The sequence below is a fragment of the Mycobacterium sp. genome (genome assembly GCF_050701675.1).
Lineage (GTDB): Bacteria > Actinomycetota > Actinomycetes > Mycobacteriales > Mycobacteriaceae > Mycobacterium.
In genome coordinates this window covers 1-18,970 of the sequence record NZ_JBOGDD010000032.1, presented here as the reverse complement: position 1 = coordinate 18,970, position 18,970 = coordinate 1, and the positions used below count along the sequence as shown (strand labels likewise).

The window sequence follows — 18,970 nt, the reverse complement described above, 5'->3', positions numbered from 1 at the left end:
ACCCAGCCCTGCACGGGCCTCCAGGTCGGCGATCTTGGCGCGCAGGGCCCTCTCGGCCGCGCGCCGTTCACTGACTTCGCGCATGATCGCCGAGATCCCCACGATCACGCCTGCGTCGTCGCGCAGCAGGGCCACGCTGAACTCGATCGAGAGCCGGTGCCCATCCCGGTGGCTGGCAGGCACGCTCAACAACGTCTCGCCGTAGCGAGTGGTGCCGGTGGTCATGGTCTGCCGGTAACCCTTCCAGTGCCTGTCGCGCAGCTTGTCCGGAATGATCAGGTCCAGGCTCTGGCCCACCGCGTCGGCAGCCGAGTACCCGAAGATGCGAGCGGCTCCGTCATTCCACAGCCGGATGAGACCGTCCGGGTCGGTGACCACGATGGCCTCTGCCGATTCGGTCACGACCGCTTGGGCGAGCCACTCCTGGCTTACGGTGCTGCTGCTCTCGACCACTCTGCCTTCTCCTTCGTCGGTTCTGCCCAGTCATTGCGTTCGCTTCGAGGATAACGCATACTGCATACACAACACAGAAATCGGCCACGACGGCCAGGAGGAGTGCCCGTGCTGTTGCGCCAGCTGGAGTACTTCGTCGCGGTGGCCCGCGAACGTCACTTCGCCAGGGCCGCCGAGGCCTGCTACGTCTCGCAGCCTGCGCTGTCCACCGCGATCGCCAAATTGGAACGCGAGCTCAACGTCACGCTGATCCATCGCGGGCAGAACTTCGAAGGCTTGACGCTGGAGGGCGAACGGCTCGTCGTGTGGGCCAAGCGACTGCTGGCCGAGCACGACGGCCTCAAGGCCGAGGCGGCCGCGATGCGAACCGGCATCTCCGGCACGCTGCGCCTTGGCTGCGGGCCCACGGTGTCGACGACCACGGCACTGCCGGTCGCCGCGTTCTGCGGGTTGCATCCGTTGGCCAAGGTGACCATCTGTTCCCGACTGTCGTCCACCGAGTTGCTGCGCCAACTGCGCGACTTCGAACTGGACGCCGCCATCGCCCACTTCGGCCCGGATGATCGCTCGGGCCTCGAGGTGGTGCCGCTGTACAAGGAGCGGTACGTACTGCTGGTCTCCGGTGAGCATCTCGCGTCGGGTACCCGCACCATCACGTGGGCCGAGGCCGCTCAGCTTCCGCTGGCGTTGTTGATGCCGCACATGCGTTTCCGGCAATTCATCGACAAGGCCTTCGCCGCCAACGGCGTGGTCGCGATTCCACAGGTGGAGACCGATTCGGTCGCCTCGCTCTACGCGCACGTCGCTACCGGCGCATGGGCGAGCGTGGTGCCGCACACCTGGTTGCGCGCGATCCCTGCGATGGGGGCGGCCAGAGCCATCCGCCTCGTCGAACCGGAGACCACCGCGCAAATCTCGATAGCGATCCACGCCGGCTCCGGCTCGGTGGCGGCACGGGCGTTCGTGAACGTGGCGGCGGGCGCGCAGCTGGACGGGGCCTTCGAGCTGGAGCGTCGAGAGCTCGTCTCCGACCTGAGCAGTCACTGACAACGTGTTCGACGGCCCTGGACGACGACGCGCCCTTCGATAACCGGCGTTTATCAACCGGTTGACGACAGGTCTTGGACGCGCCGATCCGCAGCGTGAAAAGTCTTGGTGAGTAACGAGAAAGTCCATCAGCCAGGAAGGTTCCACACCATGACCGTCGCTCCCATGCGAGACACGGAGGCAGGGAGTACCGACGAGCCAGGTGCTCTCACCGACGGCATCCACTTGGTCGTCGACGCACTGAAGCTCAACGACGTACACACCATCTACGGGGTGGTCGGCATTCCGATCACCGATTTGGCTCGCCTGGCCCAGGCTTCGGGCCTGCGCTACATCGGCTTCCGGCACGAGAGCGACGCCGGCCACGCGGCCGCCGCCGCGGGCTTCCTCACCCAGAAGCCCGGCATCTGCCTGACGGTGTCGGCACCAGGATTCCTCAACGGGCTTGTCGCGCTGGCCAACGCCACCACCAACTGCTTCCCGATGGTCCAGATCTCCGGCTCCAGCGAGCGGCACCTCGTCGACCTTCAGCGGGGCGACTACGAGGAGATGGACCAGCTGGCCGCCGCCCGCATGTTCGCCAAGGCGGCCTACCGGGTGTCGCGTGCCGAGGACATCGGTCGCGGCGTGGCCAGGGCCATCCGCACCGCGGCCTCCGGTCGCCCAGGCGGGGTCTACCTGGACATTCCCGCCGCGGTTCTCGGTGAGGTGCTCGACGCCGAGGAAGCCTCGAAAACCCTCTGGCGCGTGGTGAACCCGGCGCCCAAGCAGCTGCCCGAGATCGAGGCGATCGACTCGGCCATCGAACTGCTCGCCGGCGCCGAGCGGCCGTTGATCGTGCTGGGCAAGGGCGCCGCCTACGCTCAGGCCGACGCCACGATCCGCGAGTTCGTCGAGACCACCGGCATGCCGTACGTGCCGATGTCGATGGCGAAGGGCCTGCTGCCCGACGACCATCCGCAGTCCGCGGCCACCGCACGTTCGCTGGCGCTGAAGCGCGCCGACGTCGTAATGCTCGTCGGCGCGCGGCTGAACTGGCTCCTCGGCTTCGGTGATGCGCCGCAATGGAATCCGGACGCCAAGTTCATCCAGGTCGACATCTCGGCCACCGAGATGGACAGCAACCAGCCCATCGCGGCCCCACTGGTCGGCGACATCAGTTCGGTGATGGAGACCCTCGTCGAGCGGAGCAAGCCGGGTCAGATCAGCGTGGCCCCGCAGTGGCGTGAGGAAATCTCGGCCAAGTCGGCGCAGAACGTCGCCAAGATGGCAGGCCGCCTGGAGGCCGCGCTCACCGCGCAGCCGATGAAGTTCCTCGGCGCGCTGCAGGCCATTCGCGACGTCCTCGCCGACAACCCCCAGGTGTATGTCGTCAACGAGGGTGCCAATGCACTTGATCTGGCGCGCAACACAATTCCCATGCAGGTGCCGCGGCACCGGTTGGACAGCGGAACCTGGGGTGTGATGGGCATCGGCATGGGCTACGCCATTGCCGCCGCAGTGGAGAGTGGCGACCCCGTCGTCGCCATCGAGGGTGACAGTGCTTTCGGCTTCAGTGGCATGGAGCTCGAGGCGATCTGCCGTTACAACCTGCCGATCGTCACCGTGATCCTGAACAACAGCGGCGTCTACCGTGGCGACGACCCCTCGGCCTCGACAGACCCCGCGCCGACCGCGCTGCGCGCCCGCCACGAGTACATGATCAAGGCGTTCGGCGGCAAGGGATATCAGGCCACCACGCCCGAGGAGGTGGCGGCCGCGCTCCGCGAGGCGCTGGCTTCTGGCCGCCCCGCACTCATCGACTGCGTCATCGATCCCTCCGACGGCACCGAGAGCGGAAACATCGCCCACCTGAACCCCAAGGGCATCACCGCCAAGCACTAGCAACCGCACAACCGAGACAACCACATGACCGAGACACCAACGATGAAAGGAACTGTCTCATGACTGATCTGCCGCTCTCCGGGATCAAGGTGATCGACTTCACCGGCGTCCAGGCGGGCCCGGCCTGCACCCAGATGCTGGCCTGGTTCGGAGCCGACGTACTGAAGGTCGAGCGCCCCGCTGGGGGTGACGTCACGCGAAACCAGTTGCGTGACATCCCCGATGTGGACGCCCTGTACTTCACCATGTTGAACAGCAACAAGCGTTCGCTGGCGATCGACACGAAGTCAGCAGAGGGTCTTGGGGTGATGGAGAAGCTGATCCGCGACGCCGACGTGCTGGTGGAGAACTTCGCACCCGGCGCGCTGGACCGGATGGGGATGTCGTGGGAGACGCTGCAGAAGTGGAACCCGCGGCTGATCTTCGGCTCCGTCAAGGGCTTCAACGACGACTCGACGTGGAACGACCTCAAGGTCTACGAGAACGTCGCGCAGTGCGCCGGCGGCGGTGCCTCCACCACCGGGTTCTGGGACGGGCCGCCGACCGTCAGCGGGGCGGCCCTCGGTGACAGCAACACCGGCATGCATCTGCTCATCGGCATCCTGACCGCGCTCATCGCGCGTGACAAGACCGGCAAGGGCCAGAAGGTTTCGGCTGCGATGCAGGACGCCGTGCTCAACCTCTGCCGGGTCAAGCTGCGCGACCAGCAGAGGCTTGAGGCGATCGGCTACCTCGAGGAGTACCCGCAGTACCCGAACGGCGAGTTCGGCGACGCGGTGCCGCGCGGCGGCAACGCCGGCGGTGGCGGACAGCCGGGCTGGGTGGTCAAGTGCAAGGGCTGGGAGACCGACCCCAACGCCTACATCTACTTCACCGTCCAGGAACAGAACTGGAAGCGCACCGCGGAGGCCATCGGTCGGCCCGAATGGGTCGAGGACCCGGCCTACAGCACCGCGCGCGCTCGCCAGGACAAGATCTTCGACATCTTCGGTGAGATCGAGAAGTGGCTGGCGGACAAGACGAAGTGGGAGGCAGTCGACATACTGCGCGAGTGGGAGGTGCCGTGCGCGCCGGTCATGTCCATGAAGGATCTGGCCGCAGATCAGTCTCTGCGCAAGAGTGGAAGCATCGTCGAGGTGGACCAGAAGGGCCGCGGAACCTTCCTGACCGTCGGCAGCCCGATCAAGTTCTCGTCGTTCAAGCCCGAAATCAAGGGTGCGCCGCTGCTCGGCGAGCACACGGACGAGGTCCTGGCCGGACTGGGCTACGACGCCGACACCATCGAGTCGTTCCACAAGAACAAGATCGTCGTCTAAACCGGCTGTGAAGACCGAGAACCGCCTCAGGTCACGATCTGAGGCGGTTCTCATCCACACCGATCCGTTCGCCTTTCCGCTGGAGGAAGCACATGAATCCCACGACAACGGGGGAGGCGAACGTGGCGGTCCTGGTCCGCGAGATCGCCGCCGACCATCGCACGCACCGCGGAGCGCTACTGCCCATCCTGCACGCGGTCCAGGAGGTACTGGGATGTGTTCCCGCAGAGGCCATTCCCGTACTCGCGGACGAACTCAACCTGTCCCGTGCCGACGTACATGGCGTCGTCAGCTTCTACCACGACTTCCGCTCGGAGCCGGCCGGGCGCACCACGGTCCGGATCTGCCGGGCGGAGGCGTGTCAGTCCGTCGGCGCCGGGAAACTAGTAGCTCACCTGCGGGAGCGGTACGGCGTGTCACTGGGGGAGACCAGCCGGGACGGATCGCTGACCGCCGAACAGGTCTTCTGCCTTGGCAACTGCGCGCTGGGACCTGCGGCGCAGGTCGACGGCCGGCTGTACGGTCGACTGGACGAGGCTCGGCTCTCGTCGATCCTCGACACGGCGGTGGCGCAATGAGCGGGCCCGCGCCGGTCACCGTGTACGTGCCGTGCGACTCGGCGGCGACTTCGGTCGGCGCGGACGAGGTGGCGGATGCGCTGCTACGTGCCGCGGCCCGGGAGAACAGGCCAATTCAGCTGATCCGCAACGGTTCTCGCGGCATGCTCTGGCTGGAGCCGTTGGTCGAGGTGGTGACGCCGAACGGCCGGGTGGGCTACGGGCCCGTCTCCCCGGCGCAGGTCGACGGTCTCGTCGCTGCCGGGATGTTCGACGCCGCCGATCACCCGTCGCGCGTCGGAGTGGTCGAGGACCTGCCCTGGTTGGCGACACAGCATCGGGTGACCTTCGCCAGGGTCGGCGTCACCGATCCGCTCTCGCCAGAGGACTACCTCGCTCACGGCGGCCTCTCGGGATTGCAACGGGCCCTGCAAATGTCGCAGGCCGACGTGGTCGCCGAGGTCACCGACTCCGGATTGCGCGGGCGCGGTGGCGCGGGCTTCCCCGCAGGCATCAAGTGGAAGACCGTCCTCGAGTGCGTCGACGAACTGAAGTTCGTCTGCTGCAATGCCGACGAAGGCGACAGCGGAACCTTCGCCGACCGGATGGTGATGGAGGGTGACCCGTTCATGCTCATCGAGGGCATGACGATCGCCGCCTACGCGGTGGGCGCCAGCGAGGGATATTTCTACATCCGGTCGGAGTATCCCGATGCGGTGGCGACGATGCGCAGCGCCATCGAGATCGCCCGCGGCCGTGGGTGGCTCGGCGACGACGTGCTGGGCTCGGGTATGCGTTTCGATCTGCACGTCAGGGTGGGCGGCGGAGCCTACATCTGCGGCGAGGAGACCTCCATGCTGGAGAGCCTCGAGGGCAAGCGCGGCATGGTCCGTGCGAAGCCACCGATCCCGGCCATCCACGGGCTGTTCGGCAAGCCGACCGTGGTCAACAACGTGCTCACGCTGGCCAGCGTGCCAACCATCCTCGCCGACGGTGCCAGGGCCTATCAGGAGCTCGGCGTCGAACGGTCGCGTGGCACCCAGCTGTTTCAGCTCGGCGGCAATATCCGGTACGGCGGCATCGTGGAGAAGGCCTTCGGGGTGACGCTTGGCGAACTCGTCGACGGCTATGGCGGCGGAACCCGGACGGGGCGCCCGGTGCGTGCGGTCCAGGTCGGTGGCCCGCTCGGCGCGTATCTGCCGAGGGACAACTTCGATCTGCCGATGGACTACGAGGCATTCGTCGCGGCCGGGGCCATGGTCGGCCACGGCGGCATCGTGGTGTTCGACGACACCGTCGACATGGCGGCTCAGGCCAGGTTCGCCATGGAGTTCTGCGCCGCGGAGTCGTGTGGCAAGTGCACGCCGTGTCGGGTCGGCTCGGTGCGCGGCGTGGAAGTGATCGATCGGATCACCGCCGGTGAGCACCGCGACGAGAACCTCGCCCTGCTCGAGGATCTCTGCGATGTCATGACCGAGGGCTCGCTGTGTGCGATGGGCGGGCTCACCCCAATGCCCGTCCGCAGCGCGCTCACCCACTTCCCCGACGACTTCGACTCACGTGACTCGATCTCCGAAACGACGACCGCGCCGCTGCGCGCGAGGACGGAGGGCATGCGATGAGCCTGCTCAAGGAGCCCGACTTCGGCACACCTGCCAAGCCAGGGCCGGCAACGGTCTCGGTGGAGGTGGACGGATGGCACGTCTCCGTCCCAGAGGGCACGTCCGTCATGCGGGCGGCCGCACTGGCCGGTATCGACGTCCCCAAGTTGTGCGCCACCGACCGGCTCGAAGCGTTCGGCTCTTGCCGGCTCTGTCTGGTGGAGATCGACGGGCGCCGTGGCACTCCCGCCTCTTGCACCACCCCGGTGGCCGACGGCATGGTCGTTCATACCCAGACACCGAAGGTCGCCAAACTCCGCGAGAACGTCATGGAGCTCTACATCTCCGACCATCCACTCGATTGTCTGACCTGTCCGGCCAATGGCGACTGCGAGTTACAGGACATGGCTGGCGTGGTCGGACTGCGACAGGTCAGGTACGGCTACGACGGGGCGAACCACCTCGACGCCGTCGCCGACCACAGCAACCCGTACTTCGACTTCGACCCGGCCAAGTGCATCGCCTGCTCGCGGTGTGTGCGGGCGTGTGACGAGATCCAGGGCACGTTCGCGTTGACCATCTCCGGCCGTGGCTTCGACTCCAAGGTTTCGGCTGGCGCGGGGGAGTCCTTCATGGACTCGGAGTGTGTCTCCTGCGGCGCCTGTGTGCAGGCGTGCCCGACGTCGACTCTGCAGGAGCGTTCCGTCGTGCAACTGGGGATCCCCACGCGATCGGTGACCACCACCTGCGCCTACTGCGGTGTCGGGTGCTCGTTCCGGGCGGAGATGCGAGGCGACGAGTTGGTCCGCATGGTGCCCCAGAAGGACGGCGGCGCGAACGAGGGCCACTCGTGTGTGAAGGGGCGGTTCGCCTTTGGGTACGCGACCCACCCGGACCGGATGCTGAGCCCGATGGTCCGCGAGAAGATCACCGACCCGTGGCGTGAAGTCGAGTGGGAGGAGGCGATCGGTACCGTCGCCACCCGCATGCTGGACATCGCGCAGCGGCACGGCGCGGGCGCGATAGGCGCGATCACCTCGTCGCGGTGCACCAACGAAGAGGTCTACGTCGTCCAGAAGATGGTCCGGGCGGCGTTCGGCAACAACAACGTCGACACCTGCGCCAGGGTCTGCCACTCGCCAACGGGCTACGGGCTCAAACAGACGTTCGGCGAATCGGCGGGGACACAAGACTTCCAGTCGGTGGCCCAAGCCGACGTCATCATGGTGATCGGCGCCAACCCGACCGACGGGCACCCGGTCTTCGCATCGAGGATGAAGCAGCGGCTGCGTCAGGGGGCGCGGTTGATCGTGGTCGACCCACGTCGCATCGACCTGGTGCGCTCGCCGCACGTCGAGGCCGATCACCACCTGCAGCTGAAACCGGGAACCAACGTCGCGGTGGTCAACGCGATGGCGCACGTGGTGGTTACCGAGGGGCTCGCCGACAAGGCGTTCGTCGGCGCCAGATGCGAGGGCTACGACGAGTGGGCCCAGTTCATCTCGCGTCAGGAGAACAGCCCCGAGGCCGTTGAGTCGATCACCGGTGTGGCGGCCGACGAACTGCGCGCCGCTGCCCGCCTGTACGCCATGGCGCCGAACGGGGCGATCTACTACGGCCTCGGTGTCACCGAACACAGCCAGGGCTCGACGATGGTCATGGGCATGGCGAACCTGGCGATGGCGTGCGGCAACATCGGCCGCGACGGTGTCGGCGTCAACCCGCTGCGCGGCCAGAACAACGTGCAGGGCTCCTGCGACATGGGATCCTTCCCGCACGAGCTGCCCGGTTACCGGCACGTCTCGGATGACGCCGTCCGTCAGGTGTTCGAAAACCTCTGGGGCACAAAACTGTTGGCCGAACCTGGATTTCGCATCCCGAATATGTTCGACGCCGCGATCGAGGGCACGTTTCGGGGGCTGTTCGTCCATGGTGAAGACATCGCGCAATCCGACCCGAACGTCAAGCACGTCCTGGCCGCACTCGAGGCGATGGAACTCTTGGTGGTGCAGGACCTGTTCCTCAACGAGACCGCGAAGTACGCCCATGTGTTCCTGCCGGGCGCGTCGTTCCTGGAGAAGGACGGAACCTTCACCAACGCCGAACGCCGGATCAACAGGGTCCGTGCGGTGATGAAGCCGAAGAGCGGCCGCCACGAATGGGACATCGTCTGCCAGATCGCCACGGCGATGGGCTATCCCATGCACTACGACCATCCGAGCCAGATCATGGCTGAGATCGCTGCCCTCACACCCACTTTCGCCGGCGTCTCCTTCGAGAAGTTGGACGAGGTGGGCAGCATCCAATGGCCGTGCGACGAGCACGCACCCGACGGCACGCCGATCATGCACGTGGACTCGTTCACCAGGGGCCTCGGCAGGTTCGTGCCGACACCCTTCGTGCCGACCGACGAGCGCAGTACCCGCCGGTTCCCACTGATTCTCACGACGGGCCGAATCCTGAGCCAGTACAACGTCGGTGCACAAACACGGCGCACGGCGAACATCGCCTGGCATCAGGAGGATCTGCTGGAGATTCATCCACACGACGCGGAGGTGCGGGGTATCACCGACGGTGACGAGGTCACGTTGGCCAGCCGAGTCGGCGAGACGACGCTACGTGCGCAGATCTCCGACCGGATGCCGACCGGCGTGGTGTACACGACGTTCCACTACCCGGTCACGGGGGCGAACGTCGTGACGACGGAGAACTCCGACTGGGCAACGAACTGCCCGGAGTACAAGGTGACCGCCGTTCAGGTCGCACTGGCGCACCCGATCTCTCACCAGCGGGCCCAGCAGGCGGTCGAGCGCGTGCTGGCCGCCGGTCTGGCGGAGTGACGTGTCGGTCCACGACCCCGCCGAGATCAGGCTGATCAACAAGGTCGTCGTCCACTTCGGCTACCTGCCCACCGAGCAGGCGGTGGACCAGGTCGCCGACCACGTCCGCAAGTTCTGGGACCCGCGGATGAAGCGACGGCTGTTCGACCTCGTCGACTCGCGGGCAACCGATTTCGAACCGGTGGCCTTAGCGGCGGCGGCGCTGTTGCGCTAGTCCTGCGGGCTATCTGCGCGTACGAGTGACGTGCACGCAGGCCAGGCTCTGTGCGCCGACCCCTTCGTGGTCGACGTCCCGCCAGAAATCGGGGTCGTAGTCGGCGTCGGATATCTGGATCATGTCCACCGCCCGCGTATTGGAGGTGAGCGCCGGGGCCATGCCCAATTCCTTGGCGCCCAACTCCTCGGCGTCGATCTCGAGCCGATGGATGGCGTTGCGGATCCCTTGGGCATCGTTGACGATGCGACGCATCGCCGGGGTGTCACCGTAGGTGGACTCCAGCGCGGTCACGCAACGCAGCAGCTCGGCGAACAGCTGGTGCAGCTTGTCAACGGTGGTGGAGGACATGGGAACTCCTTCGGGAATCATCGCGGCAGGCAGACGGTCGGCAGGCCGGGACGGTGCAGCATCCGCGTCATGACCGCGGCGCACATGCTGAGCAGGCCGGCGGCGACGAACGGAATCGTCAGTCCGTGCGAGGCGACCAGCAGGGCGGGCAGACCGACGCCGATGAGCCCTCCGAACAGCTTGGCGCTGTAGACCAAGCCGAAGTTCCGCACGGCGCTGGGCTCCCCGAAGTAGTCGGCGACCAGACTGGCGAACAGTGGGTAGAAGGCGCCGCCTGCCATTCCGCTCAGCGCGGCGAAGACGACGAACGCGGCGGGCTGGCCGATCGACGCGGAGTAGACCAGCCCCAGTTGCGCGCAACCCTCGACGAGAAGCGCGGCGCTCAGAGTCTGGCGTCGGCCGAACCGGTCGGAGATTCGGCCGGCCACGCTGCGCCCGGTGCCGTTGACGACGGCGAGGAGGCCGACCGCCAAGGCCCCTACTCCGAGCGAAAAGCCATGGGACAGTGCCACGATCGGGACGTAGACGACGGCGAGCAGCGAGGCCGCGGCGGCGATGACGAGGATGAGATACATGACCACGAACGCGGGCGTCCGGACCGCCTCCCCTGGGGAGTACTGACGCACGGCCGTGACGTTGTTGCGCAGGCTGCGATTCAGCTTCTTGTCGATGGCCCAGAGTTTGGGGTCGATGTCCGATGGCCACCAGCCCGCAGGCGGGTCCCGCAGGAGTGCGCCGAGCTGGGCGACGACGACGAGGATGATGACCCCCACCGCAGTAAGGATTCCCGTGCGGTTGGCCGGGGTGAGTGCGGCCGCGAAGGCCACGATGAAGGGGACGGCACCGCAGCCGATCGCTCCGGTGACGAGACCGACCCTGGCGGCGCGCTTCTCCGGGTACCACTTCGCGACGGTGGCAGTGCAGGTGGCGTAGACGATGCCTGCGCCCGTGCCGGACAGCACGGAGTAGCCGAGCACCGCGAGCACCAGGTCGTCGGTGAAGGCCAGGGTCACGGGTCCGACGGCGCACAGCAGTGCGCCGACCGGGACGGCACGCGCCGGAGTCAGCGCGAAGCGGTGGCTCAGTACGGCAGTGGGTGCAGCCGCACCGGCCTGGAACACCACCCACAGCGCGAGGACCCACAGGGCGCCGGTGAGGCTCTTTCCACTGGTCACGTGCAGAGCCATCAAAGCGATCCCGTAGCCGTACTGCAGCACTCCGATGCCAGCCATGGCGACCCAGCAGAACAACAGCATCCACGTCCGTGAGCAGCCGATGAGGTCGTGCGGTCGCTCGCCGACTCGGTACGAGCGACCGCGTAGGTCGCGCACTTCTACGACGTCGACGACTGGGGAACCGCTGGGGGCCATCACGCTCTCCTTATTGCATACAGTATGCAATAACTCTAACGTGATGTGGATCACGTGTCCATACCTCAGTGGCTGTTGTCCGACCCGCTTTCACGAATGACGGTCATCAGGACAGCTCTTGAGATCCACGCGACTGACATTGGCGCGCCGGTAGATTGACTACGACGTACAACAAGGGAGTTCGCCGACATGGGACGCGTGACGAGCCGATACCGCATCGTGCGGATGACCGACGGGGTGAGCTCGACCCGCCCGGACACCCTCGCCGCAGAGGAACCGCTGGAGATTCGGGTGGCGGGACGTCCGCTGACGGTGACGATGCGGACCCCTGGTGACGACTTCGACCTGGCCCGCGGCTTTCTCGTCAGCGAGGGCGTGGTGGCGGGAGCCTCGGACATCGCGGCGATCCGCTACTGCGCTGGTGCGACGGCCGACGGCGCCAACACCTACAACGTGCTCGACGTACTCCTCGACGACGGCGTCGCTGCGCCCGACGCGTCGCTGGAACGCAACTTCTATACGACGTCGTCGTGCGGGGTATGCGGGAAGGCCAGCCTCGATGCCGTGCGCACCGTCAGCCGCTGGCACGTCGACCGTGACCCGGTCCGGCTGAGCGCCGCGACGATCGTCACCCTGCCCGACAAGCTCAGGGCCGCGCAGCGGGTGTTCGACCGGACCGGCGGGCTGCACGCGGCCGCACTGTTTGACGCCGACGGTGAGCTGTGGTGCGTGCGGGAGGACGTCGGACGGCACAACGCGGTGGACAAGGTGATCGGATGGGCGCTCGCCGAAGGGCGCCTGCCGCTGACCGGCATGACGCTGATGGTTAGTGGCCGGGCTTCCTTCGAGCTGGTGCAGAAGGCGGTGATGGCCGGGATACCGGCACTGGCCGCGGTATCGGCTCCGTCGTCACTGGCCGTGGACCTCGCCAGGGAGATGGGACTGACGTTGGTGGGCTTCTTACGCGGCGACTCGATGAACGTCTACTCCGCAGCCGAACGGATCCGTTCCAGCGAAGAGGAACTTGACGGGAATCCGCCCCGTCAGACGGGTCACCGCTCGCCGGTGTGACCTGCCGTCATTCCCGCTCGGCCTTGGCGAGCCGCTCTTCGTGGTAGACCTGCCGCGTCCGCTCGGTGTGCCGGTTCATGATGTCGGTCGCGCGCTTGACGTCCCCGGCGGCGATCGCCGAGATCAGTTCGGCGTGCTCGCTCCAGGCGTCCTGGCCGCGTGGTTGCGCGATGGGCAGGTAGTACCAGCGCCACTTGCGTTCGACGAGCCCGATGTGTTCGGCGAGTACCTCGTTGCCCGCGAGGGCAGTGATTGCCGCGTGCAGGGCCGCGTTGGCCGTGACCAGGCCCTCTGAGTCGTTGGCGGCCAGTGCGTTCAACCCGTTCTGCTGCAGCTCCCAGAGCCGATTGACGTCCTCTGGGGTGGCGCGTTCGGCGGCGAGCCCGGCCGAATGGGTTTCCAGTACCGACCGAACTCCGAGAAGCTGGTCCACTTCGTCTTCGGACGGGATGTGCACGAAGGCGCCCTGCCCGGGGCGCAGCTCGATCCAACCGTCGGTCTGCAAGCGCTGCAAGGCTTCTCGCACCGGCTGGCGACTGACACCGAGATAGTCGGCCAGTTCGGCCTCGACGACGTGGCGACCCCGTTGCAGGGTGCCGTGCACGATCAGTTCGACGATGGCGTCGTAGACGGCCTGGCGCAGGGGAGCGGGTCGCAGCACCCGGGGTGCGGCGTCGGCCAGCATGCTGGGCCGCGAAGCCTGCTTGCGTTTGCCGGAGGGATGGGGATGTGACATGGCTAGCAGCTCCTTGGCCTTCGATGCGCGTGCTCAGCTTACAGGTTTTCGTATGCAATGAACCGTTTGCCGCCGTCGCCCCGCGATCCCGTTTCGGTCGCGCCTTCGACCGTGGCCCGGAAACGGGAAACCCGGGTGCGGGAGTGATCCCCTCGAGGACCTTCTCCCGCACCCGGGGCGCTGATTCATTGCCCGAGAGCCCACCCAGGCACTAATCCAGCGCTAGCGAGGCGGCCTCCTCCTGACGTCCCTTCCGGTGCTCGTCCTTCCCCGATGTCGAATGCTCTGACTCCGGCAGCTTGGGCTGGCGAAGCAGAAGCGTGATGAAGGCACAGCCGACACCGACCGAGCCGGCGATCATGAATGCCGCGCCGTATCCCCAGTTGCTCACCACGACCGACCCCAGACCGGCGCCGACCAGGCCGGAGATGACCTTCGAGCTGTACACCAGGCCGTAGTTGGTCGCGTTGTTGTTCTCCCCGAAGTAGTCGGCGGTCATCGCCGCGAAGAGCGGGAAGATGGCGCCTCCGCCGAAGCCCGAGACCATCGAGGCCAACAGGAACAGCGGCATGTTGCCGATGGAGCCCGAGAGATATACCGCGTACTGGGCCAGGCCCAGCACCAGGCAGACGATGACGAGCGTTTCCCTGCGCCCGAAACGGTCGGAGATCCAGCCGATCACGCCGCGCCCGGTGCCGTTGATGATGGCCTTGAGGCTCATCGCCAGGGCCACGATCCCACCCGCGAAGCCCATCTCCTTGCCGAACGGCACCTGCATGGCGATGCCGAAGATGTTGATACCGGCGGTGCAGAGCAGGACGAACCACATCATGGGCAGGATGCCGGTCTTGATCGCCTCCATCGGCGTGTACTGCTTCTTCGCAGGCGGATTCTTCCGCAAGGCCCTGGCGATCCGTGGGTCGCTGCTGGCACTGAGCGGATCGACGTGCGCGGGCCACCAGTTCTTCGGCGGGTCCTTGAAGAAGAAGCCGCTCACCGCCACCAACGCGGCCAGCAAGACCCCGATCCCGAACAGGATCCCCCGGTAGTTGCTGACGTCTAGATAGGAGGTGAAGATGAAGATGAACGGCACCGAGCCGTAGGCGAACCCGCCGTTGACGAAACCGGTCTTGCCGCCCTTGCGTTCGGGATACCACTTGCCCACCATGTTCACGCAGGTGGCGTAGACGAAGCCGGCGGCGGTGCCGCCGAAGCAGCCGAAGCCCAGATATGCCCAGAACACAGTTGGCGCATACGCCAGTGACACGTAACCCAGCAGCGACCCCGCGGCGCCGAGCATCATCGCCGAGCGCGCCGACAATCTGCCGCTTTCCCGCAGTCGGCCGGCCGGGAACGCCACCGCGGCCTGGAAGAAGACCCATACCCCCAACAACCAGAAGATGTGGGCGCCATGCCAGCCGTGCGCCTCGGACAGCGTGTCCTCCGCCGAGGTGAACGCATACTCCGAGGAGCTGATGGCCATCATCGAGACCCACGGCAGCCAGACCATCCAGACACGTGAACGCCCGAGGATGTCCCTGTCGGTCTCCCCGATCCGGTACACCCTGCCGTTGTCGTCGATGACCTCGCGGAACGATGGTTGAGCTATCGCATCCATGCTGGCTGAACCCCCTCGTTCCGCGGCGGTCCCGCCGGTGTTCGGCCGGTCGGTCCGATGATCCTCGAGACGGCCCGACTCCGCGGGCGAAGGGATGGACTCGCAGCCACCCACCCTCGCGTCACGGTGGATATTGCATACAGATTCATATGTAGCACCAATCACTCTAGGGACGGTTAGTGATCACGATCACAGCGGACGGTATACTACATACAATCCTGTGCGCAAGCGTAAAACCGGCTGTGAATCTCCTGGAAATCCGACGGAGCCCTTGAAAGCGCCTCCATCCATGCCCCGACCTCCGGGAATGTTGACCACCAGAAGTACTGCGAATAGGGACTATTCATCGAAGTCATGGGCGAAAGCTGCCATTGCTGGTCGACTTGGCCCCGGTCGCGGGGTTGGCCGGCTGGACCCTGGGCGGTTGAGGCCCATCAAATGTGTTCGAAAACCTAGACAAGTACTTGTTAGGTGGGACACACTCATGACTGAACGCATACGGTATGCAATGTTGCGTTGCGTACCCGAGGAACCCTCGGCCCGAACCGCTCACGTGCCGAGGCGAGTAGAGGAGATCGTGATCATGGTTGAGATCCCCACCGTCGCGAACGGCGACCGGACGGCGCCGGGTTCTGGTGTTGGCAAGGCGTTGTCTGGCGTTCGGGTCCTCGACATGACGCACGTCCAGTCGGGTCCGTCCGCGACTCAGCTGCTCGCCTGGCTCGGCGCCGACGTCATCAAGCTGGAGGCGCCACGTGGCGGCGACGTCACCCGCAGCCAACTGCGCGACATTCCCGGCGCCGACAGCCTCTACTTCACGATGCTCAACTGCAACAAGCGCAGCATCACCGTCAACATGAAGAGCGACGAAGGCAAACAGATCTTCACCGACCTGGTGACGCGCGTCGACATCCTGGCCGAGAACTTCGGACCGGGCGTGGTCGATCGCTTCGGTTTCACCTGGGAGCGACTTCACGAGATCAACCCGCGGCTGATCTACGCCTCCATAAAGGGATTCGGCCCAGGCAGGTACTTCAACTTCAAGGCCTACGAGGTCATCGCGCAGGCGATGGGCGGCTCCATGGCGACCACCGGGTTCGAGCACGGCCCGCCGACCGCGACCGGCGCACAGATCGGCGACTCGGGTACCGGCATCCACCTGGTCACCGGGATCCTGGCCGCGCTGTATCAGCGCACCAACACCGGCCGCGGCCAGCGCGTCGAGGTGGCCATGCAGGACGCCGTCCTCAACCTGTGCCGGGTGAAGCTGCGTGACCAGCAACGGCTGGCCCACGGCCCGTTGCTCGAGTACCCCAACGAGCGCTTCACCGACGAGGTGCCACGATCGGGCAACGCCTCCGGCGGCGGCCAGCCCGGATGGGCGGTCAAGACCAGCGGCGGCGGTCCCAACGACTACATCTACGTCATCGTCCAACCCCAGGTGTGGGCACCGTTGGCGGAACTGATCGGACGGCCCGAGCTGGCCGACCATCCCGACTGGGCCCGGCCTGAGGACCGGCTTCCCAAGCTGGACAAGGTCTTTGCGCTGATCGAGGACTGGACCGAGAAGCACACGAAGTGGGAGGCGCTGACAGCACTGAACGGGCTGAACGTGCCGTGCGGCCCGGTGCTCAGCACCAAGGAGCTCATCGAGGACGAAACTCTGGCCGACCTCGGCTCGATCGTCACCGTCGAGCATCCCGAACGGGGATCGTTCAAGACCGTCGGGTCGCCACTGCGGTTGTCGGATTCTCCGGTGGAGATCATCCGCTCACCGATGCTGGGCGAGCACACCGAGTCAGTCTGTGCCGAACTCGGCTATTCACCGGAACAACTGGAGGTGTTCAGGCGTGCTGGGGCCATCTGAGAAACCGGAGCCGGGCATCGTCGGCCGGCTCATCCACCGAAACGGGTCAGTGACCCAACAACGAAGGGGCGAGGGCGTCATGAGGTAAGCCGCGAGGCCGGACAGCAGATGCTTTGAAAACGGACGCCGAGGGTCGCTTGGCGCTAACGGCCGCAAGGCCAACAACGGTATGCGACGCGCTGCGCCGTGTCTTTGGCGTGCGCGTCCGATGGCCTGCGCGGGGCCCTATCCCCGTGCAGTGCACGACAAGTGCTCGAATGTCTGTCGCGAAAACCTAGCGCGAGAGGGCATCGAGGCGCGAGCCTGTAACCACCGCTAGAGAGAGAATGAACGATGTCCTCACAACTCGCAAGTTATCGCGAGATCACCGACGCGAACAATCGCGTCTATCGCGTCGGGGAGACCGACCACGAATTGCTCGGCCGGTCCCGGGCCTGGATGGTCTGGCTGCCGTGGATCTCCATGATGGCCGTCAGCGTCTACGAGTACGGCTACGGCGCCGCCGAAGAGTCCATCCGGGAGGCGCACGGCTGGAGTATGTCCCAGACGTTCTGGTTGCTTGCCATCTGGGCACTCTTCCAGGCTGGCATCGCCTTTCCCGCGGGGAAGTTGCGCGAGAAGGGGATCGTGTCGGCCCGGGCGGCCATGCTGGTCGGCGCGGTCCTCTCGGCGGTCGGCTTCGTCAGCCTAACCCAGGGCAACTTGGTCGTCGCCTACCTCGGCTTCGCCGCATGTGGCGGGGTCGGCGCCGGACTGGTGTACGCCACGTGCATCAACATGGTCGGCAAGTGGTATCCGGAGCGCAGGGGCGGCAAAACGGGGTTCGTCAACGGCGGGTTCGCCTATGGCGCCGTGCCCTTCATCTTCATCTTCAGCTACGCCTTGCACCCGACTACCTACGTTTGGGTTCTCGACCTCGTTGGCGCTTACATGCTGATCGTCCTCGTGTTCTGCGGATTGCTCTTCCGGGATCCGCCGAAGAACTGGTGGCCCGAGGAAGTGGACCCACTGCAATGGGCCAACAGCAAGGCCGGCGCGAAGGGTCTGCTCAAGAATCCGCCAGCGGTCAAGCAGTACACCCCGATGGAGGCGATCAAGACCGGCATGCTTCCGTTGATGTGGCTGTCGCTGGGGATCAGCGCCGGCGTCTCGCTGTTCGGCAGCAGCTACATGGTTCCCTTTGCCAAGGAACTCGGCTTCGGGCCTCTGATAGCGGCGTCGTCGGCCGGTGTGCTGTCGATCATCAACGGCACGGGTCGCGGCGCGACCGGCTGGGTATCCGATCGACTCGGCCGCAAGCTGACACTGATCATCGTGCTATTGGTATCGGCGGTGGCTCTTGTCGGCCTGCTCTACGCCGGTAAGGCGCACAACGAAGTCCTGTTCCTGTTCTTCGCCTTCCTGGTGGGATTCGGTGGTGGCGCGTTCTATCCGATGTTCGCCTCCCTCACCCCGGACTACTTCGGTGAGAACAACAACGCCAGCAACTACGGGCTCATCTACAGCTCCAAGCTGCTCGGGTCGGTCGTCGGAATCGGCGTCGGCGCCAGCGTCATCGACGCCTGGGGCTACGGCGGCGCTTACTGGATCGCCGCGGTGAGCGCTCTGGTGTCAGCAGGCATCGCATTGTTCCTGCGGCAGCCGGGTCACCGCCGGGCGCCCATGGTCGAGCCCAGCGTGGCCACGACGACGCCGGTGGCGGCCAACGCGAACGACTGACGGGGGCCTGCCCGCCGCACACCACGGGGCGGCCGAGGGACAGCCGAACAGGCGACCCTTCGGCCGTCTCGCCGCGCGGTGATCGAAATGGCTGGTGGGGCAGTGATTTTGGAGCTCCCGGGAGGGGCGAGGATCAGCGGTCGAGGTCCCACTGCCCGAAATCGGGCGCGAGGACATCGTCCTCGTCGACGTGGATGCCTCCCAGAAGCACGCCGGGGTCTGTCGCGGTGACGATGGTGGACTGATAGAGCACGGCGGTCGGCTCGCGCTCGCCACCGGACCATGCCCTCGTCTGCCATGCCCATCGGTGTCCCGCTGTGCTGGAG

At 66.1% G+C, this 18,970-nt stretch carries 15 protein-coding genes and 1 pseudogene; 10 read left to right on the top strand and 6 right to left on the bottom strand.

What is annotated here, in order from left to right; translation table 11 throughout:
* Nucleotides 1–453, bottom strand: a 453-nt coding sequence (locus ACRDUX_RS01075) for a PAS domain-containing protein (protein WP_526410173.1), incomplete at its 3' end; no start/stop codon positions are given.
* A 108-nt stretch (nt 454–561) separates the two neighbouring features.
* Between ACRDUX_RS01075 and ACRDUX_RS01070 the strand changes: the two genes are divergently transcribed.
* The 7 genes from ACRDUX_RS01070 to ACRDUX_RS01040 all read left to right on the top strand — a co-directional run bounded on the left by ACRDUX_RS01070 (nt 562) and on the right by ACRDUX_RS01040 (nt 9,912).
* Entirely contained in the window at nt 562–1,500 is a 939-nt protein-coding gene (locus ACRDUX_RS01070; RefSeq protein WP_526410171.1) for a LysR family transcriptional regulator, read from the top strand.
* A 165-nt stretch (nt 1,501–1,665) separates the two neighbouring features.
* Complete coding sequence (gene oxc, locus ACRDUX_RS01065; protein WP_526410175.1) at nt 1,666–3,384, top strand: oxalyl-CoA decarboxylase; 1,719 nt, start codon at nt 1,666–1,668, stop codon at nt 3,382–3,384.
* Between the two features lie 59 nt (nt 3,385–3,443).
* Nucleotides 3,444–4,700, top strand: a complete 1,257-nt coding sequence (gene frc, locus ACRDUX_RS01060) for a formyl-CoA transferase (protein ID WP_526410169.1) — start codon at nt 3,444–3,446, stop codon at nt 4,698–4,700.
* 92 nt (nt 4,701–4,792) lie between these two features.
* Nucleotides 4,793–5,278, top strand: a complete 486-nt coding sequence (locus tag ACRDUX_RS01055; RefSeq protein ID WP_526410167.1) for a formate dehydrogenase subunit gamma — start codon at nt 4,793–4,795, stop codon at nt 5,276–5,278.
* Nucleotides 5,275–6,879: a formate dehydrogenase beta subunit gene (locus ACRDUX_RS01050; protein WP_526410165.1), complete on the top strand. Its 1,605-nt coding sequence runs from the start codon at nt 5,275–5,277 to the stop codon at nt 6,877–6,879. The genes ACRDUX_RS01055 and ACRDUX_RS01050 overlap by 4 nt, the downstream gene beginning before the upstream one ends.
* Complete coding sequence (fdhF, locus tag ACRDUX_RS01045; protein ID WP_526410163.1) at nt 6,876–9,698, top strand: formate dehydrogenase subunit alpha; 2,823 nt, start codon at nt 6,876–6,878, stop codon at nt 9,696–9,698. The genes ACRDUX_RS01050 and fdhF overlap by 4 nt, the downstream gene beginning before the upstream one ends.
* A 1-nt stretch (nt 9,699) precedes the next feature.
* Nucleotides 9,700–9,912, top strand: a complete 213-nt coding sequence (locus tag ACRDUX_RS01040; RefSeq protein WP_526410161.1) for a formate dehydrogenase subunit delta — start codon at nt 9,700–9,702, stop codon at nt 9,910–9,912.
* 9 nt (nt 9,913–9,921) lie between these two features.
* On the opposite strand, the gene ACRDUX_RS01035 is transcribed toward ACRDUX_RS01040, so the two are convergent.
* A complete protein-coding gene (locus ACRDUX_RS01035; protein WP_526410159.1) occupies nt 9,922–10,263 on the bottom strand; it encodes an Rv0250c family protein in 342 nt (113 codons plus the stop codon).
* Between the two features lie 17 nt (nt 10,264–10,280).
* The gene (locus tag ACRDUX_RS01030) at nt 10,281–11,633 is read right to left on the bottom strand and encodes an OFA family MFS transporter (protein WP_526410157.1); all 1,353 of its coding nucleotides are present in this window, start codon (nt 11,631–11,633) and stop codon (nt 10,281–10,283) included.
* A gap of 189 nt (nt 11,634–11,822) precedes the next feature.
* Between ACRDUX_RS01030 and fdhD the strand changes: the two genes are divergently transcribed.
* Entirely contained in the window at nt 11,823–12,704 is an 882-nt protein-coding gene (fdhD, locus tag ACRDUX_RS01025) for a formate dehydrogenase accessory sulfurtransferase FdhD (protein ID WP_526410155.1), read from the top strand.
* Between the two features lie 7 nt (nt 12,705–12,711).
* Here the strand turns inward: fdhD and ACRDUX_RS01020 are convergent, their stop codons facing one another.
* Both ACRDUX_RS01020 and ACRDUX_RS01015 read right to left on the bottom strand, forming a co-directional pair.
* Nucleotides 12,712–13,440: a GntR family transcriptional regulator gene (locus ACRDUX_RS01020; RefSeq protein WP_526410153.1), complete on the bottom strand. Its 729-nt coding sequence runs from the start codon at nt 13,438–13,440 to the stop codon at nt 12,712–12,714.
* Nucleotides 13,441–13,651: 211 nt separating this feature from the next.
* Nucleotides 13,652–15,058, bottom strand: a complete 1,407-nt coding sequence (locus tag ACRDUX_RS01015; RefSeq protein ID WP_526410151.1) for an OFA family MFS transporter — start codon at nt 15,056–15,058, stop codon at nt 13,652–13,654.
* A 583-nt stretch (nt 15,059–15,641) separates the two neighbouring features.
* Between ACRDUX_RS01015 and frc (ACRDUX_RS01010) the strand changes: the two genes are divergently transcribed.
* Together frc (ACRDUX_RS01010) and ACRDUX_RS01005 are read left to right on the top strand one after the other, a co-directional pair.
* Nucleotides 15,642–16,925, top strand: coding sequence for a formyl-CoA transferase (gene frc, locus ACRDUX_RS01010; RefSeq protein WP_526410149.1), 1,284 nt, complete (start codon nt 15,642–15,644; stop codon nt 16,923–16,925).
* A gap of 333 nt (nt 16,926–17,258) precedes the next feature.
* Nucleotides 17,259–18,644 carry an OFA family MFS transporter gene (locus tag ACRDUX_RS01005; RefSeq protein ID WP_526410147.1) on the top strand — a complete coding sequence of 462 codons (1,386 nt, stop codon included), beginning with the start codon at nt 17,259–17,261 and terminating at the stop codon, nt 18,642–18,644.
* 133 nt (nt 18,645–18,777) lie between these two features.
* Here the strand turns inward: ACRDUX_RS01005 and ACRDUX_RS01000 are convergent.
* A pseudogene (locus ACRDUX_RS01000) lies at nt 18,778–18,970 on the bottom strand (twin-arginine translocation pathway signal); the annotation flags it as partial.

Excerpts from the sequence above, each read along its gene's own strand:
- ACRDUX_RS01005 (WP_526410147.1), top strand. The coding sequence starts at position 17,259 with ATGTCCTCACAACTCGCAAGTTATCGCGAGATCACCGACGCGAACAAT.
- ACRDUX_RS01055 (WP_526410167.1), top strand. The coding sequence starts at position 4,793 with ATGAATCCCACGACAACGGGGGAGGCGAACGTGGCGGTCCTGGTCCGC.
- fdhF (WP_526410163.1), top strand. The coding sequence starts at position 6,876 with ATGAGCCTGCTCAAGGAGCCCGACTTCGGCACACCTGCCAAGCCAGGG.
- oxc (WP_526410175.1), top strand. The coding sequence starts at position 1,666 with ATGCGAGACACGGAGGCAGGGAGTACCGACGAGCCAGGTGCTCTCACC.
- frc (WP_526410149.1), top strand. The coding sequence starts at position 15,642 with ATGGTTGAGATCCCCACCGTCGCGAACGGCGACCGGACGGCGCCGGGT.
- frc (WP_526410169.1), top strand. The coding sequence starts at position 3,444 with ATGACTGATCTGCCGCTCTCCGGGATCAAGGTGATCGACTTCACCGGC.
- ACRDUX_RS01030 (WP_526410157.1), bottom strand. The coding sequence starts at position 11,633 with ATGGCCCCCAGCGGTTCCCCAGTCGTCGACGTCGTAGAAGTGCGCGAC.
- ACRDUX_RS01020 (WP_526410153.1), bottom strand. The coding sequence starts at position 13,440 with ATGTCACATCCCCATCCCTCCGGCAAACGCAAGCAGGCTTCGCGGCCC.
- ACRDUX_RS01050 (WP_526410165.1), top strand. The coding sequence starts at position 5,275 with ATGAGCGGGCCCGCGCCGGTCACCGTGTACGTGCCGTGCGACTCGGCG.
- ACRDUX_RS01035 (WP_526410159.1), bottom strand. The coding sequence starts at position 10,263 with ATGTCCTCCACCACCGTTGACAAGCTGCACCAGCTGTTCGCCGAGCTG.
- ACRDUX_RS01015 (WP_526410151.1), bottom strand. The coding sequence starts at position 15,058 with ATGGATGCGATAGCTCAACCATCGTTCCGCGAGGTCATCGACGACAAC.
- fdhD (WP_526410155.1), top strand. The coding sequence starts at position 11,823 with ATGGGACGCGTGACGAGCCGATACCGCATCGTGCGGATGACCGACGGG.